The sequence below is a fragment of the Jiella sp. M17.18 genome (genome assembly GCF_041027365.1).
In the GTDB taxonomy this organism is placed as follows: Bacteria; Pseudomonadota; Alphaproteobacteria; order Rhizobiales; family Rhizobiaceae; genus VKMB-3413.
Genome location: NZ_JBFTEH010000007.1, coordinates 146,454 through 172,025 on the forward strand (window position 1 = coordinate 146,454; position 25,572 = coordinate 172,025).

Annotated in this window: 24 protein-coding genes; 10 read left to right on the top strand and 14 right to left on the bottom strand. The window is 68.3% G+C overall.

The window, feature by feature from the left end:
- Positions 1 to 17 precede the first annotated feature (17 nt).
- Genes AB5S17_RS14515 through araD form a run of 3 tightly spaced genes read right to left on the bottom strand, consistent with a single transcriptional unit; the run spans position 18 to position 3,420 of the window.
- Entirely contained in the window at positions 18 to 728 is a 711-nt protein-coding gene (locus AB5S17_RS14515) for a ribonuclease activity regulator RraA (RefSeq protein WP_369240563.1), read from the bottom strand.
- A gap of 32 nt (positions 729 to 760) precedes the next feature.
- Positions 761 to 1,660, bottom strand: a complete 900-nt coding sequence (locus tag AB5S17_RS14520; protein WP_369240565.1) for a dihydrodipicolinate synthase family protein — start codon at positions 1,658 to 1,660, stop codon at positions 761 to 763.
- 35 nt (positions 1,661 to 1,695) lie between these two features.
- On the bottom strand, positions 1,696 to 3,420 hold the full coding sequence (araD, locus tag AB5S17_RS14525; RefSeq protein ID WP_369240849.1) for an L-arabinonate dehydratase: 1,725 nt from the start codon (positions 3,418 to 3,420) through the stop codon (positions 1,696 to 1,698).
- 248 nt (positions 3,421 to 3,668) lie between these two features.
- Between araD and AB5S17_RS14530 the strand changes: the two genes are divergently transcribed.
- The 4 genes from AB5S17_RS14530 to AB5S17_RS14545 all read left to right on the top strand — a co-directional run bounded on the left by AB5S17_RS14530 (position 3,669) and on the right by AB5S17_RS14545 (position 7,893).
- Positions 3,669 to 4,727 carry an ABC transporter substrate-binding protein gene (locus tag AB5S17_RS14530; protein ID WP_369240567.1) on the top strand — a complete coding sequence of 353 codons (1,059 nt, stop codon included), beginning with the start codon at positions 3,669 to 3,671 and terminating at the stop codon, positions 4,725 to 4,727.
- Between the two features lie 113 nt (positions 4,728 to 4,840).
- Positions 4,841 to 5,260, top strand: coding sequence for a tripartite tricarboxylate transporter TctB family protein (locus AB5S17_RS14535; RefSeq protein WP_369240569.1), 420 nt, complete (start codon positions 4,841 to 4,843; stop codon positions 5,258 to 5,260).
- A gap of 15 nt (positions 5,261 to 5,275) precedes the next feature.
- Positions 5,276 to 6,799: a tripartite tricarboxylate transporter permease gene (locus tag AB5S17_RS14540; protein WP_369240571.1), complete on the top strand. Its 1,524-nt coding sequence runs from the start codon at positions 5,276 to 5,278 to the stop codon at positions 6,797 to 6,799.
- A 23-nt stretch (positions 6,800 to 6,822) separates the two neighbouring features.
- The gene (locus AB5S17_RS14545; RefSeq protein ID WP_369240573.1) at positions 6,823 to 7,893 is read left to right on the top strand and encodes a LacI family DNA-binding transcriptional regulator; all 1,071 of its coding nucleotides are present in this window, start codon (positions 6,823 to 6,825) and stop codon (positions 7,891 to 7,893) included.
- A gap of 226 nt (positions 7,894 to 8,119) precedes the next feature.
- Here the strand turns inward: AB5S17_RS14545 and AB5S17_RS14550 are convergent, their stop codons facing one another.
- The 7 genes from AB5S17_RS14550 to AB5S17_RS14580 form a co-directional block, all read right to left on the bottom strand.
- Positions 8,120 to 9,916 (bottom strand): ABC transporter ATP-binding protein, encoded by a 1,797-nt coding sequence (locus AB5S17_RS14550; RefSeq protein WP_369240575.1) that lies wholly within the window; start codon positions 9,914 to 9,916, stop codon positions 8,120 to 8,122.
- Between the two features lie 229 nt (positions 9,917 to 10,145).
- Positions 10,146 to 11,090, bottom strand: a complete 945-nt coding sequence (locus AB5S17_RS14555; protein ID WP_369240577.1) for an acetamidase/formamidase family protein — start codon at positions 11,088 to 11,090, stop codon at positions 10,146 to 10,148.
- A complete protein-coding gene (locus AB5S17_RS14560; protein ID WP_369240579.1) occupies positions 11,080 to 12,765 on the bottom strand; it encodes an ABC transporter substrate-binding protein in 1,686 nt (561 codons plus the stop codon). The genes AB5S17_RS14555 and AB5S17_RS14560 overlap by 11 nt, the downstream gene beginning before the upstream one ends.
- Positions 12,766 to 12,782: 17 nt before the next feature.
- Positions 12,783 to 13,703: an ABC transporter permease gene (locus tag AB5S17_RS14565; RefSeq protein ID WP_369240581.1), complete on the bottom strand. Its 921-nt coding sequence runs from the start codon at positions 13,701 to 13,703 to the stop codon at positions 12,783 to 12,785.
- Position 13,704: 1 nt separating this feature from the next.
- A complete protein-coding gene (locus AB5S17_RS14570; protein WP_369240583.1) occupies positions 13,705 to 14,622 on the bottom strand; it encodes an ABC transporter permease in 918 nt (305 codons plus the stop codon).
- Entirely contained in the window at positions 14,600 to 15,253 is a 654-nt protein-coding gene (locus AB5S17_RS14575; protein ID WP_369240585.1) for an ANTAR domain-containing response regulator, read from the bottom strand. The genes AB5S17_RS14570 and AB5S17_RS14575 overlap by 23 nt, the downstream gene beginning before the upstream one ends.
- The gene (locus AB5S17_RS14580) at positions 15,250 to 16,404 is read right to left on the bottom strand and encodes a transporter substrate-binding protein (protein ID WP_369240587.1); all 1,155 of its coding nucleotides are present in this window, start codon (positions 16,402 to 16,404) and stop codon (positions 15,250 to 15,252) included. Before AB5S17_RS14580 ends, AB5S17_RS14575 begins: the two co-directional genes overlap by 4 nt.
- 237 nt (positions 16,405 to 16,641) lie before the next feature.
- Between AB5S17_RS14580 and AB5S17_RS14585 the strand changes: the two genes are divergently transcribed.
- The 6 genes from AB5S17_RS14585 (at position 16,642) to AB5S17_RS14610 (ending at position 22,450) form a co-directional block, all read left to right on the top strand.
- Positions 16,642 to 16,800: a hypothetical protein gene (locus tag AB5S17_RS14585; protein WP_369240589.1), complete on the top strand. Its 159-nt coding sequence runs from the start codon at positions 16,642 to 16,644 to the stop codon at positions 16,798 to 16,800.
- A 336-nt stretch (positions 16,801 to 17,136) separates the two neighbouring features.
- Positions 17,137 to 18,762 carry an ABC transporter substrate-binding protein gene (locus AB5S17_RS14590; protein ID WP_369240591.1) on the top strand — a complete coding sequence of 542 codons (1,626 nt, stop codon included), beginning with the start codon at positions 17,137 to 17,139 and terminating at the stop codon, positions 18,760 to 18,762.
- Between the two features lie 55 nt (positions 18,763 to 18,817).
- Complete coding sequence (locus AB5S17_RS14595; protein WP_369240593.1) at positions 18,818 to 19,915, top strand: ABC transporter permease; 1,098 nt, start codon at positions 18,818 to 18,820, stop codon at positions 19,913 to 19,915.
- Entirely contained in the window at positions 19,912 to 20,844 is a 933-nt protein-coding gene (locus AB5S17_RS14600; protein ID WP_369240595.1) for an ABC transporter permease, read from the top strand. Before AB5S17_RS14595 ends, AB5S17_RS14600 begins: the two co-directional genes overlap by 4 nt.
- On the top strand, positions 20,841 to 21,677 hold the full coding sequence (locus tag AB5S17_RS14605) for an ABC transporter ATP-binding protein (RefSeq protein ID WP_369240597.1): 837 nt from the start codon (positions 20,841 to 20,843) through the stop codon (positions 21,675 to 21,677). Before AB5S17_RS14600 ends, AB5S17_RS14605 begins: the two co-directional genes overlap by 4 nt.
- Positions 21,674 to 22,450 (top strand): ABC transporter ATP-binding protein, encoded by a 777-nt coding sequence (locus tag AB5S17_RS14610; RefSeq protein WP_369240599.1) that lies wholly within the window; start codon positions 21,674 to 21,676, stop codon positions 22,448 to 22,450. Before AB5S17_RS14605 ends, AB5S17_RS14610 begins: the two co-directional genes overlap by 4 nt.
- A gap of 125 nt (positions 22,451 to 22,575) precedes the next feature.
- Here the strand turns inward: AB5S17_RS14610 and moaA are convergent, their stop codons facing one another.
- Genes moaA through narI form a run of 4 tightly spaced genes read right to left on the bottom strand, consistent with a single transcriptional unit; the run spans position 22,576 to position 25,564 of the window.
- A complete protein-coding gene (gene moaA, locus AB5S17_RS14615) occupies positions 22,576 to 23,580 on the bottom strand; it encodes a GTP 3',8-cyclase MoaA (protein ID WP_369240601.1) in 1,005 nt (334 codons plus the stop codon).
- Positions 23,577 to 23,867: a hypothetical protein gene (locus AB5S17_RS14620; RefSeq protein WP_369240603.1), complete on the bottom strand. Its 291-nt coding sequence runs from the start codon at positions 23,865 to 23,867 to the stop codon at positions 23,577 to 23,579. Before AB5S17_RS14620 ends, moaA begins: the two co-directional genes overlap by 4 nt.
- Positions 23,868 to 23,879: 12 nt before the next feature.
- A complete protein-coding gene (locus tag AB5S17_RS14625) occupies positions 23,880 to 24,779 on the bottom strand; it encodes a peptidylprolyl isomerase (RefSeq protein WP_369240605.1) in 900 nt (299 codons plus the stop codon).
- A 5-nt stretch (positions 24,780 to 24,784) separates the two neighbouring features.
- Entirely contained in the window at positions 24,785 to 25,564 is a 780-nt protein-coding gene (narI, locus tag AB5S17_RS14630) for a respiratory nitrate reductase subunit gamma (RefSeq protein WP_369240607.1), read from the bottom strand.
- Positions 25,565 to 25,572: the final 8 nt, after the last annotated feature.

The following is a 25,572-nucleotide window of genomic DNA, read 5'->3' on the forward strand; positions in this document are numbered from 1 at the left end:
GCGGCACGGCGCCGGACCTACCGTCCGTTCGTCTTGCGCCAGGCTTCGAACGCGGCAAGGTGCGCGTCCTTGGTGCGCGGATAGAGGCCGATGATCGTCGCGCCCGCCTTCACCTGCTCGACGACGAAGTCCTCGTAGGCCGTCATTTCCACCGCCTCGGCGGCGACCTCCTCGGCGAGATGCGCGGGGATGACGATGACGCAGTCGTCGTCGCCGACGATGATGTCGCCGGGAAACACCGGCGCGTCGCCGCAGCCGATCGGCCCGTTGATCTCGATCGCCTCGTGCAGCGTCAGGTTGGTCGGGCTCGACGGGCGCGAGTGATAGGCGGGGATGTCGAGCGCGCCGATGGTGGCGGCATCCCGAAAGCCGCCGTCGGTGACGATCCCGGCCCCGCCGCGCACCATCAGCCGCGTCACCAGGATGTCGCCGGCCGAGGCGGCGCGGGCGTCCTTGCGGCTGTCGATGACCATCACGTGGCCTTCGGGGCACGTCTCGATCGCGACGCGCTGCGGATGCTGCGGGTTGCGGAATTCGGCGAGCTGATTGCGATCCTCGCGCGCCGGCATGTAGCGGAGCGTGAAGGCCGGCCCGACCATGTTGCGCCCCTTCGGCGCGATCGGATGAACGCCCTGGATCACCTGATTGCGCAGCCCGCGCTTGAAGAGCGCCGTGGCGAGCGTCGCCACCGAGACGCCGGAGAGCTTTTCGCGAAGGTCCTGGTTCATGACTGGTCTCTCGATATCGAAGCTTCGGGCGGTCAGATCAGGCCGTTGCGGGCGAGGAACTGCCGCATTGCGGCCTGCTGCGCCTCGGTGAGAGGCCAGGCCGACGGCGGCCGGGTCGGGCCGCAGTCCTGGCCGAGCGCCTGCAGCGCCGCCTTCACGCCGGTGACGTTGGTGCCGTTCAGTTCCTCGGCGCGGATGTCCTCGAAGGCCCGCATGCCGGCGATCAGGTCGCGGGCCCGCGCATAGTCGCCGGCGTCCAGCGCTTCATGGATCGCCACCGACCGCTCCGGCCAGACATTGATGAGGCCGGAGGTGAAGCCCCGCGCCCCAACGGCATAGAGCGGCGGCGCCCACACCTCGGCGAGGCCGCAGACCCAGGTGATGTCCGGGCCGCAGGCCGCGATGGCCTTGGCGAGGTTCATCGGATTCGGCGTTGCCCATTTGACGCCCTTCACCCCCGGCAGCGCGCAGAGTTCGGCAATGCCGTGCGTGCCGATCGCGTCGTTGCGCAGATAGAGCATGATCGGCAGGCCGCCGGAGGCGTCGCTCACCGCCCTGACGTAGTCGACGATGCCGCGCGGCGCCACGAACGGGTCCGGCGGCTGGTGGATCATCAGCGCCGCCGCCCCGGCGTCGGCCGAGGCGCGGGCGAGCCGGCAGGCGTCGCGGATGCCGCGACCGATGCCGGCCAGCACCGGCCGGCGGTCCGCGACCATGCCCACCACCTCGCGCACCATGGTGCAGGCTTCATCGGTGGTGAGGGCGTAGAATTCGCCGGTATTGCCGTTCACCACCGGCATGTGCACGCCGGCTTCCACCACCCGATCGATGATCGGCGAGAGGCGGCCGGGCGCGATGTCGCCTTCCCCGTCGTAGGGGGTGACGAGAATGCCGGAAATGCCGGTGAGAGCGGCGTCGAGATCGTGCGCCATGGTGTGAACCTCCCGGTTGGGCCGTCTGGTCGGCGTCAGAAGATGTCGGGCTCGCCCGCGGCGCGGCCGAAGCCCCGCTCCAGGAAGTCGAAGTCGCAGCCCTTGTCCGCCTGGGTGACGTGGCGGGAGAACATGTAGCCCCAGCCGCGTTCGAAGCGCGGTTCCGGCGCCTGCCATTCGGCCCGGCGGCGCGCCAGCTCCGCCTCGTCCACCAGCATGTCGAGCCGGCGGTTGGGCAGATCGAGCCGGACGATGTCGCCGGTCTTCAAGAGTGCCAGCGGCCCGCCGACATAGCCCTCCGGCGCGACGTGCAGGACGCAGGCGCCATAGGACGTGCCGGACATGCGCGCGTCGGAGATGCGCAGCATGTCGCGGTGCCCTTTCTTGATGAGCGCCTTGGGGATCGGCAGCATGCCCCATTCGGGAAAGCCCGGGCCGCCGAGCGGACCGGCATTGCGCAGCACGAGGACATGGTCGGGCGTCACGTCGAGAGTCTCGTCGTCGACCGCCTTCTTCATCTCCGGATAGCTGTCGAAGACCAGCGCCGGCCCCTCATGGACGTGGAACTTCGGATCGCAGGCCGCCGGCTTGATGACGGCGCCGTCGGGGCAGAGATTGCCGCGCAACAGCGCCAGCGAGCCCTCGGCATAGACCGGGTTCGACAGCGGCCGGATGACGTCGTCGTTATAGACCCTGGCGCCTTCGAGGTTCTCGCCGAGCGATTGGCCGGTCACGGTCAGCGCCGCGGTGTCGAGCATTGCCTCCATCTGCTTCATCAGCGCCCGGAGGCCGCCAGCGTAGAAGAAGTCCTCCATCAGGTAGTCCTTGCCGGACGGGCGGACGTTGGCGATCAGCGGCGTGGTGCGGCCGAGCGCATCGAGATGATCGAGCGTGAGATCGACGCCGGCCCGCCGCGCCATCGCGATCAGGTGGACGACGGCATTGGTCGAGCAGCCGGTCGCCATGGCGACCTTCGCGGCGTTCTGGAACGCGGCTTCGGTGAGGATCGTCTCCGGCTTCAGGTCCTCCCAGACCATCTCGACGATCCGCCGGCCGCATTCGGCGGCCATGCGCTGATGACCGGAATCGGCCGCCGGGATCGACGAGGCCCCGGGAAGCGTCAACCCGAGCGCGTCGGTGATCGCGGTCATGGTGGAGGCGGTGCCCATGGTCATGCAGGTGCCGACCGAGCGGGCGATGCCGCCCTGGATGCCGAGCCATTCCTCGTCGGTGACATTGCCGGCGCGGCGCTCGTCCCAGTACTTCCAGGCGTCCGAGCCCGAACCGAGGACGCGCCCCGCATAATGGCCGCGCAGCATCGGCCCGGCCGGCAGGAAGATCATCGGCACGCCGGCGGTGATCGCCCCCATGACGAGGCCGGGCGTCGTCTTGTCACAGCCGCCGAGCAGCACCACGCCGTCCAGCGGATGCGAGCGGATGATCTCCTCCGTCTCCATCGCCAGGAGATTGCGGTAGAGCATGGAGGTCGGCTTGGTGAAGCTCTCGTCGACCGACAGCGCCGGCATCTCGACGGGGAAGCCGCCGGCGGCCAGCACGCCACGGCGCACGTTCTCGACCCTCTCCGGGAAATGGCCGTGGCAGGAGTTCAGCTCCGACCAGGTGTTCAGGATGCCGATGATCGGCTTGCCGAGGAATTCCTCCTCCGCATAGCCGAGCTGCATCATCCGCGAGCGGTGGCCGAAGCTGCGCAGATCGTCCGGTGCGAACCAGCGCGCCGAGCGGAGCTCTTCCGCTGCAATCCTTCGCCTTTGCTGCCGCATGCAACCTCCCATTCCAAAAGCTCATCGGATGTATGCGCTAACATGATTCCCTGTCAATCCATGACTCCCACATGGCAACAGCCGTGTTGGGCTCGCATTACCCGCCTTGACAGGCGCCACACGAGCATGTCAGGCATTGTATGCGCATTCATCGCTGTCGCATCGCCTGGGAGGAAAGGCTGCGGCTTCAGGGGCGGAGTGCCGCCATCGTCAGAAGGAGGAGTTCCATGACATTCACCCGCAGATTCATCGTGGCGGCGCTCGGCGCGGTCGCTTTCGCCTCGACCCCGTTCGCGGCCATGTCAGCCGAGCTGCCGGGCAATGTGCGCCTGGTGATCGGCTCGAATTCGACGGGCGGCGACACCTATCAAGCCGCCTCGATGGTGGCCGACGCCCTCGCCAAGAAGCTCGGCATCAACATCAAGGTGGATGCCGTCGGCCCCAACGAGGCCTTCAAGGCGGTCGGCCGCGATGCGCGCGGCACCACCATCATGCTGCACCACGACCAGTCCTATCTCGGCAATCTCTACGGCCAGCGCGGCTACCAGGACATCTTCAAGGCCTACAAGATCGGGCCGACGGTCGCGATCAATCCCGGCAACGCCTACCTCGTGAAGAAGGGCAGCAAGTACAAGACCGTCGACGACGTGCTGAAGGCGGCGGAGAACGGCACCAAGGTGCGCGTCGCGATCCAGCCGGGCGGCGTCTCGGAGATCGGCTTCTCCGCGATGAAGAACGCGGCCCGCCTCGCCAAGCCCGGCTCCGACGCGAACCTCGTCGCCGTCAACACCGGCTCGCAGTCCAGCAAGAACCAAGCGCTCTGGAACAACCTCGCCGACGTCATCAACGGCTCGATCCAGGCCAACGAGCAGTTCGCCGAACTGCCCGCATCCGACCAGAAGGCCATGCAGTTCATCTGGATCACCGCGAGCCCGGAGGCGCTCAGCCAGGCTCCCGAGGCCGGGATGGGCAAGCTGACGCGCGACGACATGCTGAAATATGCCGCGCCCAAGGTCAGCGTCCCGCTCAAGAACGGCGAGAACTTCACCTTCGACAAGGAATTCTTCTTCATCTACAACAAAAAGATGGACGCCGGCATCGTCAAGCAGATCGACGATGCGCTGGCCGCCGTCTACAAGGACGGCAAGCTCCAGGCCGAGCTGAAGAAGGCCTTCTTCATTCCCGACTTCCGTCCCTCCGACGAAGCGCTGGCGCATCTGAAGAAGAAGAACGACACCTACAGCCAGGTGATCGCCGACATCCGCAGCACGCAGGCCTCCAAATAGGCCTGTCCGGCTGAGCGGCGGCCGAACCCGGCCGCACGCTTCCCGCCTTTTTGGGCCGGCCGCCCTCTGCCTTTCGGCCGGCCGGCCTCCTCCTCACCCTGGATGTACCGGCTATGGGCGACCTCACGCACGTCACCGTCGACTTCTCGCGCTCGCACCTGATCTTCCCGGAGGTCATCGGTTCGATCCTCGCGGTCCTCGCGCTCGCGATCCTGATCCGGGATCACCGCCGCATCGCCGGCTGCGGCCGCTACTGGGCCGGGATCCTCGGCGAGATGGACAAGATGCGCTTCCTCGGAACGCTCGTCCTCACGCTCGTCTACTTCTGGGCGATGGAGCCGGTCGGCTACCAGTTCCCCAATCTCGGCTTCGGCTTCCTCTTCTGCTCGATCCCCTACGTCTTCGCCATCGGCGTCCTCTACCTGCACCACCGCACGGCGCGCACCGTCCTTCCGGTCGCGGTGATGGCGCTGGTCGCGCCGACGCTCACCTGGTGGCTGTTCACCGACGTCTTCCTGCTCACGCTGCCCTGATCGAAGGCGACCTTCATGGACCTCCTCAGCATCGTCACGCCGCTCTTTCTCGGCCTGATCGTCGCCGGCACGGTGATCGGCATCGTCTTCGGCGCGGTGCCCGGCATGACCGCCACCATGGCCGTCGCCGTCTGCCTGCCCCTCACCTATTCGCTGGGCCTGAACAACGGCCTGGCGCTGCTGCTCGGCCTCTACGTCGGCGGCATTTCCGGCGGCCTCGTACCGGCGATCCTGCTCGGCATTCCCGGCACCCCCTCCTCCATCACGACCTGCTTCGACGGCTACCCGATGTGCCTGAAGGGGGAAGGCGAGGCGGCGCTGAGGCTCGGCATCATCTCCTCGCTGGTGGGCGGGCTGATCAGCCTCCTGGTGCTCTATCTCTTCGCCCCGCCGCTGGCGAACTTCGCCATCGAGTTCTCCTATGTCGAGAAGTTCCTGATCATCCTCTTCGCGCTCACCGTGATGGCGGCGCTGAGCAGCGACATGCTGATCGGCATCTTCTCCGGCTTCCTCGGCATCCTCGTCAGCCTCGTCGGCACCTATTCCGTCGACGTCGGCGGCAACGGCGAATACCGGCTGATCCCGCCCGGCATGGAGAACATCCTCGATTCCGGCTTCTCGCTGCTGCCGGTGCTGATCGGCCTCTTCGGCCTCGCCGCGATCCTCGACGACGCCGAGCGGGGCATTCCCGAGGGGCAGAAGGCATCGGACGTGAAGGTCGGCAAGTCCTCGGCCTTCTCCTTCTCCATGTTCGCCGGCCAGACGGTGAACCTCATCCGCTCGTCGCTGATCGGCACCTTCGTCGGCATCCTGCCCGGCGTCGGCGGCTCGGCCGCCTCGATCCTCGCCTATTCCAACGCCAAGACCTTCTCCCGCCACCCCGAGACCTTCGGCAAGGGCGAGCCGGCCGGCATCATCGCTTCGGAATCCGGCAATAACGGCCTGACCGGCGGCGCGCTGGTGCCGCTTCTGTCCCTCGGCATCCCCGGGGATTCGACCACCGCGCTGCTGATCGGCGCCTTCGCGCTGCAGGGCGTCCAGGTCGGCCCGCTGTTCATCGGCAACAATCCGGCGACCTGGAACGCGATGATCGTCGCCATGCTCATCGCCAACCTCGTCATGTTCGCCGTGATGTACCTGGCGATCCGCCACGTGGCGCGCATCGTGACCGTGCCGAAGCAGATCCTGTTCCCGATCATCCTGATGATGTGCGTGGTCGGCGCCTACACGATCAACTACGGCATCATGTTCGACGTTTGGACGCTGCTGATCTTCGGCGTCTTCGGCTGGCTCGCCATCAAGCTGCGGCTGGAGATCGCGCCCTTCGTCATCGGCTTCATCCTCGGGCCGAATGCCGAGGTCTACTTCGTCAAGAGCCTGGAGTCGTTCGGCGATCTGACCATCTTTTTCACCAAGAGCTGGATCGCCGTCGTGCTATGGGTGCTGATCATCGGATCGGTAGCGGGTTCGATCTTCCTGTCGCGGCGCAACGCCGCCCGGGAGGCCGCGGCCGCCCGGCAGGATCCGACCGTCACCTAGTCCGGGGGCAACTGGAGGATCGGATGGACCGCGACGGCGCGGCAGAGCAAAGCGGAACCGCAGGTGCGGCCGAGCCGCGCACCCGGCGCAACCGACCGACCGGCGGCGGCGTCACCATGGAGGCGGTCGGCCGGCTCGCCGGCGTCTCGCAGGTCACCGTTTCGCGGGCGCTGAACGATCCCTCCAAGGTCTCCGCGGAGACGCTGCGCCGCATCGAGGAGGCCATCGCCACCACGGGCTATGTGCCGAATGCGGTGGCCGGCGCCCTCGCCTCCAGCCGCAGCCGGCTGGTCACCGCTCTCGTGCCCTCCATCACCAATGTCGTCTACTCGTCGCTGGTGAAGTCGTTCATTGAAGGGATGCGCGCGCAGGGCTACCAGATCCTCCTCTCGGAGACGGGCTTCGATCCGGTGGAGGAGGAGGCGCTGATCGCCGCCCATCTGTCGCGCCGCCCGGACGCCATTCTTCTGACCGGGATCCATCACACGGCGAAGGCGCGCCACCAACTGCTCGGGGCCGGGATCCCGGTCGTGGAGGTCTGGGACATCACCGACACCCCGATCGACATGTGCGTCGGCTTCTCGCATTCGGAAGCCGGCCGCCGCGTCGCCGACTTCGCGGTCGAGAGCGGCTACTCGGTCGCCGCCACCGTGACGGCCGCCGACGAGCGGGCGCGGCGCCGCGCCCGCGCCTTCACCGAACAGTTCGAGGCTCGGGCGGGGCGGACGGTGACGACCGTCGAACTTCCGGGCCCGGCGAGCCTCGCCGAGGGACGCCGCGCTCTTGCCACCCTCATCGAGAGCGGGGACTTCACGACCGGAGCCGTCTTCTGCAGCTCGGACCTCCTCGCCCATGGGGCGCTGATCGAACTCCACGTCCGCGGGATCGCCGTCCCCGGGCAAGTAGCGGTGATCGGCTTCGGCGATCAGGATTTCGCCCCGTACACCGAGCCGGCGCTGACGACGGTTTCGGTGGACCGGACCGAACTCGGACGGCGGGCGGCAAGCGCCCTCATCGCCCGCCTTGCCGGCGAGCCTCGGAAGGACGCGGTCATCAACCTCGGCTACCAGATCGTCCGGAGAGGCTCGGCCTGAAGCCGCTCGACCCGGCCGGCTTCCCGCTCACCGCTCCGGCATGCCCTCCGGCCGAAGGCTGCGCGTCTGCGCCGCGATCGGGAACTTGCCCATTCGGTGCGCCATAGCCGTCATAGCCGCCGCGGCGCCGTGCCAAGATCGTTCTGCGCTGCGCCGCAATGTCGGACGGAGCGTGAAGCGGGGCGGTTCCGAGGCGGAGCCGCGCTCTCCCTCAAGATCTTCCGCCTCAGGCGGCGACGAGATGCCCCTCTCCGACGTCGGCGAGTGTCAGACGCTCCGGCGCGTCGCCGAGCTTGCGCACGGGGCTCGGAATGTCGCGGTCGAGCCGGGGGAAGGTATGGCGCTTCTTCGCCGGGTCGGGCACCGGCACCGCCGCGATCAGCCGCTGCGTATAGGGGTGCTGCGGGTTCGAGAAGATCTGGTCGCGGGTGCCCATTTCGACGATCTGGCCGAGATACATCACCGCGACGCGATCCGAGATGTTCTCGACCACCGCCATGTCGTGCGAGATGAACAGGAAGGCGATGCCGAACTCGGCCTGCAACTCGCGCAGGAGTTCGAGGACCCGCGCCTGCACGGACACGTCCAGCGCCGAAACGCTCTCGTCGGCGATGATCAGCTTCGGCCGCAGCGCCAGGGCCCGGGCGATGCAGATGCGCTGGCGCTGGCCGCCGGAGAATTCGTGCGGATACTTGCTTGCGTCGTCGGGCGACAGGCCGACGCGCTCGAACAGGCCGGCGACGCGCTCGCGGCGCTCGTTGCCCGACGCGATCCCATGAATCAGCATCGGCTCGGCGACGAGATCGCCGACGCTCATGCGCGGGTCGAGCGAGGCGTAGGGATCCTGGAAGATCATCTGCACGTCGCGGCGCAGCGCCTTCGCATCCTTCTTGGGAAGGCCGGCCATGTTGCGCCCGCCGACGACGATGTCGCCTTCGTAGGGCACCAAGCCGGCGATCGCCTTGGCCGTGGTCGACTTGCCGCAGCCGCTCTCGCCGACGAGGGACAGCGTTTCGCGGTCGCCGACGGAGAAGCTGACGCCCTCCACCGCATGGACGCGCCGGTCGACCCGGCCGAAGAAGCCACCGTGCAGGTCGAACCGCACCGCGAGATCGCTCACCTCGACGACCGGAACCGACCGCGCGGCCTCGGCGGCTTCCGCCGTCCGGACGCGCGTTTCGACACGGCCGGCGCCCGCACCGATGCGCGGCACGGCCGCGAGGAGCTCGCGCGTATAGGCCTCGCGCGGATTGGCGAAGATGTCCGCCGCCGCGCCGCTCTCGACGCTGCGGCCGTGGCGCATCACGATGACGCGGTCCGCCATCTCGGCGACGACGCCCATGTCGTGGGTGATCAGGATGACCGCCGTGCCGAGATCGCGCTGCAGGTCGCGCAAGAGCTCCAGCACCTCGCCCTGGACGGTTACGTCGAGCGCCGTCGTCGGCTCGTCGGCGATCAGCACGTCCGGCTTCAGCGCCAGCGCCATCGCGATCATCACGCGCTGGCGCATGCCGCCGGAGAGTTCGTGCGGGTGCTGGCCCATACGGGAAGCGGCTTCGGGGATACGCACGGCATCCAACGCCGCGATCGCGCGTTTCCGCGCCTCGCCGCGGCCTACCGGCTCGTGCGCCATGATGGCTTCGGTGAGCTGCCGGCCGATGGTCAGCACCGGGTTCAGCGAAGTCATCGGCTCCTGGAAGATCATCGCGACGCGCTTGCCGCGGATCTGCCGCATCTCGCCTTCGGACAGCGCCGTGAGGTCGGTTCCGCCGAGGCTGATGCGCCCGCCGCCGACCTTCGCGCCCGGCCGCGGCAGAAGGCCCATGATCGCCAGCGACGTCATCGACTTACCGGAGCCGGATTCGCCGGCGATGCACAGCGTCTCACCGCGCGCGAGGGTGAAGGAGAGGTCGGAGACGACTGGGCGCGGGCCGTCCTCCCCGCCGACGACGACGGTGAGGCCGTCGACGGTCAGGACGGGGTCTTGGTCTTGCGGACGTGCGGCTGGTTTGTTGGGATGCATGGCGGGTTCGGTCACGGCAGGTCGGCGCCCTTCGCGCACCCCTCTGGGCTGCCGCCGATCTCCTCCGCAAGGGGGGAGATCAGCCAGTCGCCGGCGCCGCGCGTCTGTCTTGGCGGTTCAGGACTGGCAGTTCCATAAACGCGCGTGATCTCCCCCCTTGCGGGGGAGATGTCCGGCAGGACAGAGGGGGGCGCCGCAAAGCGCCCCCGCTTCAGCAGCACTCGCCTCGTCATTCGAAGACGCAACGCGGGAAGTAGAACGACACCACCCAGTTCGGCATGTCGACGATCTCAGAGATCCGGAGGTCGCCGCAGGTCGAGACCAGCATGTAGGCGTCGACCGGGTCCATCCCGTAGCGGCCGGCGAGGAGGTCGACCATCTGCGCGACGGCCTCCTTCGCCCCGGTCACCAGGTCCGGCCCGATGCCGGTCGTCACCTCATAGCCCTTGGCGTCGAGATGGCGCGTCACCGGCCCGGCGGTGGTGAAGCGCGGCATCTTCAGGTTCGCCTGCTTGACGAGATCGAAGGTGAGCACGGTGTTCATCGGGCTCTCGATCGCCGTGCCGCAGACCTCGCCGTCGCCCTGCGCCGCATGGGTGTCGCCGACCGAGAACAAGGCGCCCGGAACCTCCACCGGCAGGTAGAGCACCGTGCCGGCGGAGAGATCGCGGATGTCGAGATTGCCGCCGACCCGGCGCGGCGGCACCACCGAATGGAGGCCGGACTCTGCCGGCGCCACGCCGATCGTGCCGCAGAAGGGCTTCAGCGGCACCTTGCCTTCCTTGCCGAACAGGGCCGGCGCGAGGCTGTCCGGGTCATACTTCCAGACGGTCAGCGCCGGCTCCTTGAAGTCGTCGGCGAGGAGCCCGAAGCCCGGGATGTTCGCCGTCCAGCCGAAGCCGGACGGCTGGAAGCTCTCGATCGTCACCTTCAGCGCGTCGCCGGGCTCGGCGCCGTCGATGTAGATCGGCCCGGTCACCGGGTTGATCTTGCCGAAGTCCATCGCCGCGACATCGGCAACGGTGGAGTCCCTGGTCAGCTGGCCGGCGGAGGAGTCCATGCACTCGAACTGCACGGTCGAGCCCGGCGCGACCCGCTCCACCGGCTGGAACGAGTTGTCCCAGCCGAAGTGGTGATGGCGCCCATGGATGGTGTAGTCGCAGTTACTGCACATCGGTCACGTACACATAGTCGTAGTTGATCGGGATATGGACGGGATCGACATAGAGATCGTCGGCACCGCCCATGCGCTTCGACTTCATGGTGTAGCGCTTCTCGTTGAACACCGGCACCCAGGGCGCGTCTTCCATGACCTTGTCGTAGATGTCGCTCCACATCTTGTCGCGCGCCTGCTGCTGGTCCGGCTTGACCATGGCGTCGGCCTTCTGGGCCTCCTTGTCGAGGTCCTTGTTGCAGTACCAGGACCAGTTCCAGCCGCCCGGCACCGCGCCCTCGCAGCCCAGAATCGGTCCGTAGAAGTCGGACGGGTCCGGGAAGTCGGCGATCCAGGCCATACCGCCCGACCAGATCATCGGCGCCTGGTCCTTGGCGCCGCCGGCAGCGATGACGTTCGCCTGAGCCAGAGACTTGATGTCGGCCTTGACGCCGATCTCCGAGAGGTCCTGCTGGATCGCCTGGGCGATGCGCGGGTTCGGATCGGTGTTCATGACGTAGAGCTCGGTCTTGAACCCGTCGGGATAGCCGGCGTCGGCGAGCATCTTCTTCGCCTTCGCCGGGTCGTACTTGTAGCCGGTGAAGCTCTTGTCGTAGCCCGGCATGTCCGGCGGCAGCGGCTGGTTCGCCGGCACCGCGCGGTTGTTGATCATCTGGACGATGCGGTCCTTGTTGATCGCCATGTTGATGGCCTGGCGCACCTCCTTCTTGTCGAAGGGCTTCATCGTCACGTTCATGGTGATGTAGCCGGTCTGCAGCTGATTGCCCTGGACGACGCGGGCCTTCTGCGCCGGATCGCCCATCACCTCGCGGAACTTCGCGGGCGGGATGCCGTCGCCGGGGATGTCGATCTCGCCCTTCTGCAGGCGCAGCAGCGCCACGATCGGCTCCTGGCCGACCTCGAAGGTGATCTTGTCGAGATAGGGGATGCCGTTCCGCCAATAGTCCTTGTTCTTCTCGAACACCAGCTGCTGGCCGATCGTCCAGTCGGCCAGCTTGAAGGCGCCGCTGCCGACGGGATGATGGCCGAAATCCTGGCCGGCCTTCGCGACCGCCTCCTTCGGCACGACGGAGGCGAAGTTCAGCGCCATCACCTGCAGGAACGTCGCATCGGGACGCGAGAGCGCGATCTTGATCGTATAGGGGTCGACGACGGTGATGCCGGACAGGTGGTCGGCCTTGCCGTCGGTCACCGCCTGGTAGCCGTCGATCGAACGGAAGAAGCCGGCGCCGGGCGACTGCGTCTTCGGATTGGTGACGCGGTCGAGCGAGTATTTCACGTCGTCGGCCGTCAACTCCCGGCCGTTCCAGAACTTCACGCCCTTGCGCAGGTGGAAGGTGTAGGTCTTGCCGTCCGGCGAGATGTCGTAGCTCGTCGCGAGCGAGGGGCGCAGCGTGGTCGTGCCGGGCACATAGTCCATCAGCCGGTCGAACAGGCTCTTGATCATCGACCAGTTCTGCCAGTCGTAGCCGATCGCCGGATCGAGGGTCGAGACGTCGTCCTTGTAGGTGACGACGATCGAGCCGCCCTCCTTGGCGTTCGGGTCGCGGGTGTAGCCGCCGGTATCCTGCGTGCCGGCCGCGGCCTTGGCGCCCTGCGCGAAAGCGGGCGGAGCGGCGAGAAGCGCAAGCGTCAGCGCCGAGGCGGCGACGGTCGAGGCGAGGAATGCTTTCATGCGCGACAATCCTTCTTCTACTGGAGCTTGATCCGGGGGTCGATGAACGGGGTGACGAGGTCGGCGAGGAGGTTGCCGAGGACGATGGCGCAGGCCGAGACCAGCGTGACGCCCATGATGATCGGGATGTCGACGCGCTGGATCGCCTGCCAGGCGAGCTGGCCGATGCCCGGCCAGCCGAACACGCTCTCGACGACGACGATGCCCGACATGAACATGCCGATGTCGATGCCGATCATCGCGATCACCGGCAGGATCGCGTTCGGCAGCGCGTGGCGGAAGAGGACGGTGGCGCGCCCGAGGCCCTTGGCCCGCGCGGTTCGGATGAAGTCCTGGCGCAGGACATCCACCATCGAGGAGCGCATCATCCGCGAGTACCAGCCGGCACCGAGGATGCCGAGCGTCACCGAGGGCAGGACGAGGTGGGAGAAGGAGCCGTAGCCGCCGATCGGGAACCAGGAGAGGCGGACGGCGAAGATGTAGAGGAGCAGGAGGCCGACCACGAACTGCGGCGCCGAGACGCCGACGAAGGAGCCGACCATCAGCGCCTGGTCGACCGCCGTGCCGCGCTTCAGCGCGGCGACGAGCCCCATGGTCAGGCCGAAGATCAGCTCGCAGGTGATCGCCCCGACCATCAGGAGGAGGCTCGCCGGCAGCCGCGCGGCGATCAGCGTCGCGACATCGGTGCGCTGGAGGTAGGAGCGGCCGAGATCGCCGTGCAGAAGCCCCAGCAGATAGCGCCCGTATTGGACGATGAAGGGCTGGTCGAGGCCGAGCTGGTGGCGGATGTTGGCGACCGTCTCTGCCGTCGCGGCGCGTCCGGCGATCTGGCGCACCGGATCGGCCGGCAGGACGTAGAGCAGGCCGAAGGTGATCAGCGAGACGCCGAAGAGGATGAGCACCGCCTGCAGGAGGCGGCGGGTCAGATAGGCGAACATGTCAGACCCTCCCCCGCTGCGTCGGATCGAGGATGTCGCGCATCGCGTCGCCGACGAGGTTGAAGGCCAGCGCCAGCGCGAGGATCGCGGCGCCGGGGAAGAAGACCAGCCAGGGCGCGGCCTGGAAGTAGGTCTGGTTCTCGAAGATGATGTTGCCCCAGGAGGCGGTCGGTGGCTGCACGCCGACGCCGAGATAGGAGAGCGTCGCCTCGAGCAGCACCGTCGTCGAGATGCCGAGCGTGCCCCAGACGATGATCGTCGGCAGGAGATGCGGCAGGATGTGGCGGAAGAGGATGCGCGGCGTCGAGGCGCCGATCGAGCGCTCCGCCTCGACGAATTCGCGCCGCGAGAGCGAGGAGGTCTCGGTGTAGATCACCCGCGCCGTCTGCACCCAGTTCACCAGCGCGATGACGAGCGCGACGATCCAGAGGCTGGGCGAGAGCACGGCCGCGAGGCAGATGGCGAGGAGCAGCGCGGGAAAGGCCATCATCAGGTCGGTAAAGCGCATCAGCACCGTGCCGATCCAGCCGCGGAAGAAGCCGGCGGTGATGCCGACCAGCGAGCCGATGACGAGCGCGACGCCATTGGCGACGATGCCGATGATGAGGGAGGTGCGCGCCCCGTAGAGGATGCGGGTCAGAAGGTCCCGGCCGAGAAGGTCCGTGCCGAGCAGGAACTTAGCCCCCGGCGGCATCGGCGCACCCTCCAGCGTCAGCCCGTCGAACATCTGGTCGTTCGGGTCGAAGGGGGTCAGATACGGCGCGAAGATCGCGCCGCAGACGGTGACGAGGATGATCGCAAGGCCGATGAGGGCCAGCGGCCGGCGGAGGAGCTGGCCGAAGACGCCGCGGCGGCGCTTCGGTTTCGCGGGCGCGGACGGCGCCCCGGCGACGACTTCAGCGGCGAGCTGATCGCTCATCTCGGCCCCCTTCCCTGTCCTGCTCTGCGCTCCCCTTGCCTGCGCCCGGCGCCGATCCCGGCCGGCCGAGCGCCAGCATCTGACGCGCGGCCTCCTCCATCGTCACCTGCCAGCTCATCGCCAGCGCCCGCAGCTGCGCATAGGCGCGGTCCTCGTCGACGCCTTCGGCGACGAGGGCGACGACCGCCCTGACGATGGTCTGGCGCTCGCCGACCCGCGCCTTCAGCGCCGCGACCTCGGCCGCAAGGCTCCGCCGCGCCTCGAAGCCCTGGCGGGCGATCAGGAGCGCGGAATAGATGCCCGAATTGCCGACCGGCTTGACGAGGTGGCTGTCGGCGCCCTGGGAGAGCGCCCACTCGATGCGGCCGGGCGCCTCCGAGCCGATCAGCGCGATCAGCGGCATCGGCGCCTCGCCCGGGCGCCAGGGGAACTGCCCGTCATGGCCCATGTCGGCGTCGAAGAAGACGAAGTCGGCACCGAGCGCTTCAGCCGGCAGTTCCGGCCAGCATTCGACCGCGGTCAGGCCGATCGCCGCGAGTTGCCGAGCGAGTGCCGCGGTCGTCTGGTGCGGGCGGTGCAGGATGAAGGCCCTGGCGCCGCCGAGATTGGGGATACGAGCGCGCCGGGTCATGACACGGCCCGAAGGTTCGGCCGGCCGAAGACGCGGACGGGGTCGTAGCGCGAGAGATAGGGGTCCGGATCGACCCGTCCCTCGGACGACTCGACGATCTCGAAGCGCCCGCCGCGCACCCGGCCGATCTTCACCGGCAGGCTGGCATGCTGGGTCTGCGGGTCGATGGCGATCTCGCCGAAGGGTGTCGCGAAGCTACGGTCGGCGAAGGCGAGCGGCGCATCCGCGGCGACCGCCCCCGCCTGCTGGCCGTGGTTCAGCAGGTCCGCCAGCACCAGCACGGAGGAATAGGCCGCGACGAAGAAGGAGGACGGCTCCGCCGGGACCGGCGCCGCGCCCGCTGCGAGGCCTGAGGGCGCCGGCCACGGCCAGGGTTCGCCAGCATCGAGGAACCACGGGCCGACGGCGATCTGCCCCTCGCCCGCCGCGCCGATTGCCGGCAGCTCGATTTCCGTCAGATTGCAGGAGAGCACCGGGCAGCGCTCCGGCGCAAAGGCAGTATCCTCCTTCGCCATCTCCCCCAAGGCGGCGAGGAAGGCGTAGGAGGACGGGCCGATCAGGTGGTTGAGGACGAAGCTCGGCCGCACCGCGCGAATCTCGGCGACCAGGCGAGAAACGTCGGTGTCCCCGAGCGGCAGGTAGCGCTCGCCGAGAACCTGCCCGCCGGCATCCTGCACGAGGTCGCGGGCGACGCGGTTGGTCTCCCAGCCCCAGATGTAGTTCGAGCCGACGAGATAGGCGTTGCGGCCGTAGCGCGGCAGGACATGAGCAAAGAGCGGCACGAGGTGCTGGTTCGGGGATGCGTGCATGTAGACGACATGCTCGTTCGCCTCGAACCCCTCATAGGGGCAGGCATACCAGAGCGTCGCGCCGGTCTTTTCGAGGACCGGGATCACCTCCTTGCGGCTCCAGGAGGTGACGCACCCGACGACATGGCGCGCGCCGGCCCGCACGATCTCCTCGCAGAGCGGGGCGTAGCGGTCGATCTGCCCCTCCGGATCGCGCTCCACCGGGACGAGTTCGACGCGCGACGCCGGATCGGCATTCACCGCCGCGATGCCCGTCATCGCGCCGGCATGGCAGGCGTCGGAGAGCAGCTGGTAGTTCCCCGAGCGCGAATAGAGGATGCCGATGCGGATGGGCTGCTTCACGTCGCCGATGCCTCGAACAGGGTCCCGAAACAAAACGCCCCGCAGAACGGACCGCTCTGCGGTCGCTCATACGGGGCGCGAATGCCGTCCGGCGGTCAGGGCCGGTATGTCGGGAGGGAGCGTATCAGCGGAAATGGAGGAGTCAAGCGTGCTAGGCAGGGCGGCAAAGTGCGCAAGGATTGGGCAGCGACTGGCGTCACACGTTCAGAACAAGCTTTCCGATTGCGCGCGGGCGCCTTGACCTACGACGAACCCGGCTTCGTCGGCGCGCTCGGCGACAGAATCGACAGCAAGGAAGGCAGGGGTGGGGTCCCCGCGCGCCATCGTCCGCACGGTCCGCCGGAGGAGGCGGTGGCGCAGATCGCCAGGCTCCGCCGCAATGCGAAGAACGGCTGACGGTCGCTGCGGTGCGCCTGGCGTCGTCCGAGGGACGAAGCGGCCATGGCATCGACGGCCGCTTCCTCCTCGCCTTGAGCCCCGAAAGCTTCAGAGGCGACCTGAGCCGGAATCCCGTCAGTCCGGCGATCCCGCCACCGCCGACTCGATCCAACCACTTCGGCCGTACGCCGTGTCCGCCCCTCGCCCGGCGGAGACGGCGTCGCGCGCCGGCCACTGCGTCTGCGCCGATTTCGAGCTTGCTCAACAAACAGGCGATGCCTTAACCTCCCTTGTCGGACCCCCGCCTCGTGTCAGGATGGACAGCCGTCCCGGCACCCTCAACAAGGACAGCTCATGCGTCATCAGCCGCCGTTCTCCGCCAAGCGCACGTTCCAGATCCTCGCGGCGGGAGCGCTCGTCTCCGCCGCCGCCCTGTCTGTTTCTCCCGCCCTGGCGGAAACGCCGGCCGACACGCTGGTCGTCGCCAACACGATCGACGACCTGAAGTCGCTCGACCCGGCCGAGAGCTTCGAGTTCTCCGGCGGCGACGTCATCAACAACGTCTACGACAAGCTGGTCGAACTCGATCCGCAGACGCTGAAGATGGTTCCGGGCCTCGCCAAGAGCTGGAGCGTCTCGGACGACGGCAAGACCTTCACCTTCAAGATCGACACCTCGCGCAAGTTCGCCTCCGGCAATCCGGTGCGCGCCGAGGACGTCGTCTGGTCGCTGCGCCGCATCGTGAAGCTCGACAAGACGCCGTCCTTCATCATCACGCAGTTCGGCCTGACCAAGGACAATGTCGACCAGACCATCAAGCAGGTCGGCGACGATAGCGTCACGATCACGACCGACCGGCCCTATGCGCCCTCCTTCCTCTACAACGCCCTGACCGCCGACGTCGGCGGCATCGTCGACGAGAAGCTGGCGATGGAGCACGCCTCCGGCGACGACATGGGCAACGCCTGGCTGAAGACCCATTCCGCCGGCGCCGGCCCCTTCGTGCTGCGCGGCTGGAAGCCGAACGAGTCGGTCATCATGGAGGCGGACCCCAACTACCCGACGAAGCCCGCGATGAAGCGCGTCTACGTCCGGCACGTTCCCGAGCCCGCCACCCAGCGCCTGCTGCTCGAGCGCGGCGACATCGACATCGCCCGCAACCTGACGCCGGAGGACATCAAGGCGGTCCAGTCGAACGACAAGCTGAAGGTCCAGGATTCGCCCCGCGGCCGCATCTTCTACCTGGCCGGGAACCAGAAGATGAAGGAGCTGGCGACGCCGGGCGTCATGCAGGCGATCAAGTACCTCGTCGACTATGACGGCATGGCGAACTCGTTCCTGAAGGGCCAGGTGGTCATCAACCAGCAGTTCCTGCCGATCGGCTTCCTCGGTGCGATCGACGACAAGCCGTTCAAGCTCGACGTCGCAAAGGCCAAGAAGATGCTGGCCGACGCCGGCTATCCCAACGGCTTCTCGGTCGAGCTTCTGGTCCGCAACGCGCAGGATCGGCTGGCGATCGCCCAGTCGCTGCAGAACACGCTCGGCCAGGCCGGCATCAAGGTGAACATCCATCCGGCCACCGGCTCCGAGGTCCTGTCGATCTACCGCGCCCGCAAGGCTGAGCTGACGCTGGAAGCCTGGGGCCCGGACTACCCCGATCCGAACACCAACGCCTCGGTCTTCGCCGAGAACCCCGACAATTCCGACGCGGCGCAGCTGACCGGCAACCTGTCCTGGCGCAATTCCTACGCCGCCAAGGAGACGACGCCGATGGCGGAAGCGGCCGTCGTCGAGAAGGACACCGAGAAGCGTGCCAAGATGTACGAGGAGATGCAGCGGATCGGCAACGAGAAGTCGCCCTTCGTCCTGATGTTCCAGCAGCAGGAGCAGGACGGCGAGCAGAAGGACGTCAAGGGCTTCTCCACCGGCGGCGCCGTCTCGTCCGCCTTCTACAAGGACGTGACGAAATCCGCGAAGTGACGGTCCTGCACTCTCTGCCGGCGAGCCTGTCGCCGGACCTGCGAAAGCGGCGGCGATGAGCCTTTCGGAGAATGCGCATGATCCGGCGACGGCGGAGGAGGAATCCGCCGTCGCCGGCACGTCGCTCCTGCCGCGCATCGCCGGCCGTCTCGGCAAGACGCTGTTCAGCCTGATCATCACGCTGTTCGGCCTCCTGCTCGTCACCTTCACCATCGCCCGGGTGGTGCCGGTCGACCCGGCTCTCGCCGTGGTCGGGCCGCGCGCGACGCAGGAGCAGTACGAGGCGGCGCGCCACGAACTGGGGCTCGACCAGCCGATCCCGGTGCAGTTCGTCAAATACCTGACCGCCGTCGTCCAGGGCGACTTCGGCAATTCGAACCTCACGGGGCGGCCGGTGATCGACGACATCCGCGACGCCTTCCCGGCGACGCTGGAGCTCGCGACGCTGGCGACGATCCTCGGCGTCCTCCTCGGCGTGCCCGCCGGCGTCGTTTCGGCCGTCAACCAGGGACGATGGCCGGATCACGTGCTGCGCGTCGTCGGCCTGCTCGGCTATTCCATGCCGGTGTTCTGGCTCGGGCTGATCGCGCTCCTGATCTTCTACGGCGACCTCGGCTGGGCGGCCGGACCCGGTCGCCTCGACGTCACGCAGCAGATGAACTACGAGCTCGACGTCACCGTCTTGACCGGCTCGGTGCTGATCGATTCCGCGCTGTCCGGGGCCTGGGAGGTCTTCTTCAACGCGCTGCGGCACATCGCCTTGCCGGTCTTCGTGCTCGGCTACTATTCGCTCGCCTACATCTCGCGGATGACGCGCTCCTTCATGCTGGAACAGCTCGGCCAGGAATATGTCACGGCGGCCCGGGTGAAGGGCGTGCCGGAGCGCCGCGTCGTCTGGGTGCACGCGCTCGGCAATGCCATGGTGCCGCTGATCACGGTGATCGCGCTCTCCTACGCCTCGCTGCTCGAAGGCTCGGTGCTGACCGAGACGGTCTTCGCCTGGCCGGGCCTCGGCCTCTACATCACGCAGGCGCTGTTCGCCGCCGACCTCAACGCCGTGCTCGGCGGGACGGTGGTGATCGGCGTCTCCTTCATCGTCCTGAACCTCTTGTCCGACCTCCTCTACACAGTCGTCGATCCGAGGGCGCAATGAGCGACGTCCCCGCACCGTCCGGCGCCGGCGGCCTTTCCGCCTGGCTCACCACCGACACGCCGCGCTCGCGCTTCCAGGCGCGGGCGATCAATCTCTGGTTCGCCTGGCGGAGCCTCGTCCGAAACCCGCTCGCGGTGATCGGCCTCCTGATCATCGCGGCGCTGATCCTGATGGCGGTCTTCGCGCCGCTGATCGCGACCGACCCGCCGAACCAGCAGGACCTCGCCAACCGCCTGATGCCGCCCGGTTTCCAGGGGCATCTCCTCGGCACCGACGAACTCGGCCGCGACATCTGGAGCCGCATCGTCTTCGGCTCCCGCGTGACGCTGCAGGTCGTCGCCCTCGTGGCGGTCACCGCGCCGGTCTTCGGCCTGATCGTCGGCACCGTCGCCGGCACGCTCGGCGGCTGGACGGACCGCGTGCTGATGCGCATCACCGACATCTTCCTCGCCTTCCCCCGGCTGATCCTCGCGCTCGCCTTCGTCGCGGCGCTGGGGCCCGGCATCGTCAACGCGATCTTCGCCATCGCTCTGACGGCCTGGCCGCCCTATGCCCGCGTCGCCCGCGCCGAGACGCTGACCGTGCGCCGAGCCGACTACATCGCCGCCGCACGGCTGCAGGGCGCCGGGACGCTGCGGATCATCACCGGCCACATCATGCCGATGTGCCTGTCCTCGCTGATCATCCGCGTGACGCTCGACATGGCCGGCATCATCCTGACCGCCGCGGGCCTCGGCTTCCTCGGCCTCGGGGCGCAGCCGCCGCTCGCCGAATGGGGCGCGATGATCTCCACCGGCCGGCAGTTCCTGCTCAGCCAGTGGTGGGTCGCGACCATGCCGGGCCTCGCCATCCTCGCGGTCTCGCTCGGCTTCAACCTCCTCGGCGATTCGCTGCGCGACGTGCTCGACCCTCGCGGGGCGCAGCGATGAGCCCGGCCCCGCTCCTCGACGTCGAAAACCTGCGGGTCCGCTTCGAGACCAATCGCGGCGTGACGGAAGCCGTGCGCGGCGTCTCCTTCACGGTCGGGCGCGAGCGCGTCGGCATCGTCGGCGAATCCGGCTCCGGCAAGTCTATGACCGGCCGCGCCATCCTCCGGCTGGTCCGCCCGCCCGGCATTGCCGTCGCGGACCGCCTCGCCTTCGACGGCACCGAGCTGCAGTCGCTCTCGGAGCGGCAGATGCGCACGGTGCGCGGGCGGCGGATCGCCATGGTGATGCAGGACCCGAAATATTCGCTTAACCCGGTGATGCGCGTCGGCAGGCAGATGACCGAAGCGCTGAAGGTGCACGAGCGCATCGCCACGCGCGAGGCCCGCTCGCGGGCGCTGGAGATGCTCGCCGACGTGCAGATCCGCGATCCCGAGCGGGTCTTTTCCGCCTATCCGCACGAGCTCTCCGGCGGCATGGGCCAGCGCGTGATGATCGCGATGATGCTGATTCCGCGCCCGGACCTGCTCATCGCCGACGAGCCGACCTCGGCGCTGGACGTCACAGTGCAGTTGGAGGTGCTGCGCATCCTCGACGACCTGGTGAAGGATCGCGGCATGGGGCTGATCTTCATCAGCCACGACCTGCGGCTCGTCTCGACCTTCTGCGACCGGGTGCTGGTCATGTATCTCGGCCGGATCGTCGAGGAGATCGACGCCGCGCGCCTCCACGAGGCGACGCATCCCTATACGCGCGGGCTGCTGAACTGCCTGCCGGAGGTCGGCGGCTCGCGCGCGCCGCTCCCGGTGCTGCACAGGGACGCGGCCTGGGCATGAGTGGGGTCGCAAGCACCGCGCCGGCCAAGATCGCCGTCAGCGATCTCTCGGTGACCTTCGCGCAGGGGCGGCGCCGCGTCGCCGCGGTGAAGAGCGTCAGCTTCGCCGTCGAGCCGCTGGAATCCTTCGGCCTCGTCGGCGAGTCCGGCTCCGGCAAGTCGACGGTTCTTCGCGCCATCTGCGGCCTCGCGCCGGTCTCCGGCGGTGACATCCGCATCGACGGCCAGGCGATCCCCCAGCCGCGGGACAAGGCTTTTGCCCGGCGCGTCCAGATGGTCTTCCAGGACCCCTACGGTTCGCTGCACCCGCGCCACACGATCGACCGCGTCCTGTCCGAGCCGCTGGCGATCCATCGCTTTTCCGATCGCGAGGACCGCGTCGTGCAGGCGCTGAAGGATGTCGGGCTCGACGCCCGCTTCCGCTTCCGCCTGCCGCACCAGCTTTCGGGCGGCCAGCGCCAGCGCGTCGCGATCGCCCGGGCGCTGATCGTGGAGCCGGAAATCCTGCTCCTCGACGAGCCGACCTCGGCGCTCGACGCCTCGATCCAGGCGGAAGTCCTGAACCTCCTCACCCGGCTGCGCGAGGAGAGGAGCCTGACCTTCATCATGGTCAGCCACGACCTCGCGGTGATCGACCACATGTGCGAGCGCCTCCTCGTCATGCGCGGCGGCGAGGCGGTCGAGGCGCTCGACCGGGCCTCGCTCGCCGACCGCCAAGTGCGCTCGGACTACACCCGCGATCTCCTGACGGCGAGCGAGGGCTACAAGCGGTAGGACGGGCGCGCGCGGGCCGCACAGCCCGGGCGCATCCGGCGACACAGACGATCGCGGTGATCGTGGTGGTCGGCGATGGACACGGTCTCGATCCTTCGGACAGGTTCCGGCAGTTTGCAGGCGGGTCAGCCGCCGAGCGCCGACATGTGGCGGACGAGCCCTGGCGCGCCGCCGCGGCCGATCGCGAAGTCGTGGCCCCTGGGCTTCCCGCGAATGCCGGCGTCGATCGCCGCATGCAGGCGTCCGTCGGCTTCCGAGCCGCGCAGCGCCGGTTTCAGGTCGATGCGGTCCTCCTGGCCGAGGCAGGTGTAGAGGACGCCGGTGGCGCTGACCCGCACGCGGTTGCAGCTCTCGCAGAACGTATGCGTCATCGGCGTGATGAAGCCGATGCGCCCGCCGGTTTCCGCCACCCGGACATAGCGCGCCGGTCCGCCGCTGCGCTCGACCGTGTCGGTCAGCGTCCAGCGGGTCTCGATGCGGCGGCGCAGCTCGGTCAGCGGCAGGTATTGGGCGGTCCGGTCCTCGCCGGTGTCGCCGAGCGGCATGGTCTCGATCAGCGTCAGGTCCATGCCGTGGCCGTGGGCGAAGGCGATGAGGTCGTCGATCTCGTCTTCCGTCGTGCCCCTCAGCGCGACGGCGTTGAGCTTGACCTTCAGCCCGGCCGCCAGCGCCGCCTGGAGCCCTTCCATCACGGGGCCGAGCGCGCCGCGCCGGGTCAGCGCGCGGTAACGCTCGGCATCGAGCGTATCCAGCGAGACGTTGACGCGCCTCACGCCGAGCCGCGCGAGGTCCGCGGCGCGCCGCGCGAGCTGCGTACCGTTGGTGGTGAGTGTCAGCTCCTTCAGCGCGCCGCTGGCAAGATGTCGCGAGAGGCCGGCGAAGAGATCCATCACGCCGCGGCGCACCAGCGGCTCGCCGCCGGTGATCCGGATCTTCGACACGCCCCGGGCGACGAAGGCCGAAGCCAGGCGGTCGAGCTCCTCGATCGTCAGGAGTTCCTTGCGCGGGAGAAAGCTCATGTTCTCGGACATGCAGTAGACGCAACGCAGGTCGCAGCGGTCCGTCACCGACAGCCGGAGATAGCTGACACGCCGGCCGAACAGGTCGACGAGGCCGCAGGTCGCGCTCATGCCGCCTGCTCCGGAAGTTCGGGGAGCCGGTGCGAGAGGATCGCTCTGAGCGCTGCAAGGCTCGGGTCGCCGGCGCGGTTCATGATGCCCATCAGCTGCATCCAGTCGTCGTCCGAAGCCGTGTCGACGAAGCCGTGCACCGCCCCGCGGACGGTCTCCGAGGGCGCCGTTCCGGCGGCATCGGCTGCCGCCGCAAGGCGCCTGACGAGATCGGCATCGTCGAGCGCGGCGACGAGCCCGAGAGCGACGTCAGGGCGGCCCAGAGCCGCGATCATGTCTCCAAGCATGACGGGTTCCTCCTACTGGACCAGCGGCGAGCTGGCGCCGTCGAGCGCGATGCCGACGATGTCGGCGCGGCCGACGAGCAGCGAGACGTACTGCGCGCTCGCCTGGCGGCGAACATGCTCATCGAGATAGGCGGCGATGCGCTCGCGCACGGCCTCGAAGGGGAGCTGCCGTCCGTCGATGCGCCGGTTGAGCCGGATCAGGTGGACGCCGTAGGGGGTCTCGACCGGCAACGAGATATCGCCCGGCTCGAGGGCGACGAGCGCCGCCTCGAAGTCCGGCGTCGTGTCGCCGGGTGCGATCTGGCCGAGGCTGCCGCCGACGCCGGCCGAGGGGCAGTCCGAGCAGCTCCTTGCCAGATCCTCGAAGCGCTCCGGCTCGTCGAGAAGCGCCGCCCACAGGCTGTCCGCCTTCTCGCGGGCGGCCGCGAAGGCGTCCGGCTCCGAGCGCCGCGCCGCCACCAGGATATGGTCCGCCTCGTAGAGCGGCGCCGTGCGGAAGCGTCGGAGGTTGTTGTCGTAGAAACGCCGGAGCGTCGCATCGTCCGCCTCGGGAAGCTGCAGCGCCCGGTCGAGGAGCCCGCGCACCAGCGCGTCCTCCTCGGTCTCCCGGCGCCCGTCCGCGTCGGTCTGCGGTTCTGCCACGACGGTAAGCCGACGCGCCTCCTGCAGCAGCAGTTCGCGCACGACGAGGGCGCGGGTCGCCGCCCGCCACCCTTCTCCCGGATTGCGCGCCGGGAAGTTCTGGACTTCCGCGGCGATCGCCTTCTGCGAGATGGCGACGCCGTTGACGCTGACCGGCCTGATTACCACCCGCTCCCCGGAGGGCTCCGTCGAAACCTTCGCCGGGCGGTGTTCGTGCGGATGGGCATGGCCCGCCGCCTTGGCGGCATGATCGATGACGAAAGTGGCCATGGGTTCTACTCCGCGGGCTGCTGGATCGGGTCGAGAGAGCGCGGCCTCGCGGCCGGCGCCGGGAAGCGGCCCGGACGGAAGCCGGCGCTGCCCTTCAGATGCGGCCGCCGGCTGCGCACGACCTGATAGCCGGGGCGGCCGAGATACCAGACCGGCGCGCTCCAGACGTGCACGAGGCGGGTGAACGGGAAGACGAGGAAGATCGTCATGCCGAGCACCAGATGCGCCTTGAAGATCGGGCTCACGTCGGCGACGAAGTGCGCCGCCGAGGGCTGCAGTGTCAGGATGCCCTGCGCCCAGTACATGAACTTCACCATTTCGTGGCCGTCGAGGTGCTGGGCCGAGACGAAGATCGTCGACAGGCCGAGCGTCAGCTGCAGCCAGAGGATCAGCAGGATCGCGGTGTCGGCGAAGCTCGACGTCGCGCGGACGCGCGGGTCGAACAGCCGGCGGTGCGCGAGCAGCGAGATGCCGATGAAGCAGGCGATGCCGGCGAGACCGCCGACGACCATGGCCAGCACCTGCTTGAAGCCGTGCGAGATGTGCATGGCGTCGAGCAGCCAGACCGGCGTCAGGAGGCCGAAGAAATGGCCGACGAAGATCGTCAGGATGCCGACGTGGAAGAGGTTGGAGCCCCAGCGCAGCTGCTTCTTTCTTAGAAGCTGCGAGGAGCTGGACTTCCAGGTGTACTGCTCGCGGTCGAAGCGGACGAGACTGCCGAGCAGGAACACCGTCAGGGCGAAATAGGGATACCAGCCGAAAAGGGCGTCGTTGATCGCGGACATGGTCTTCT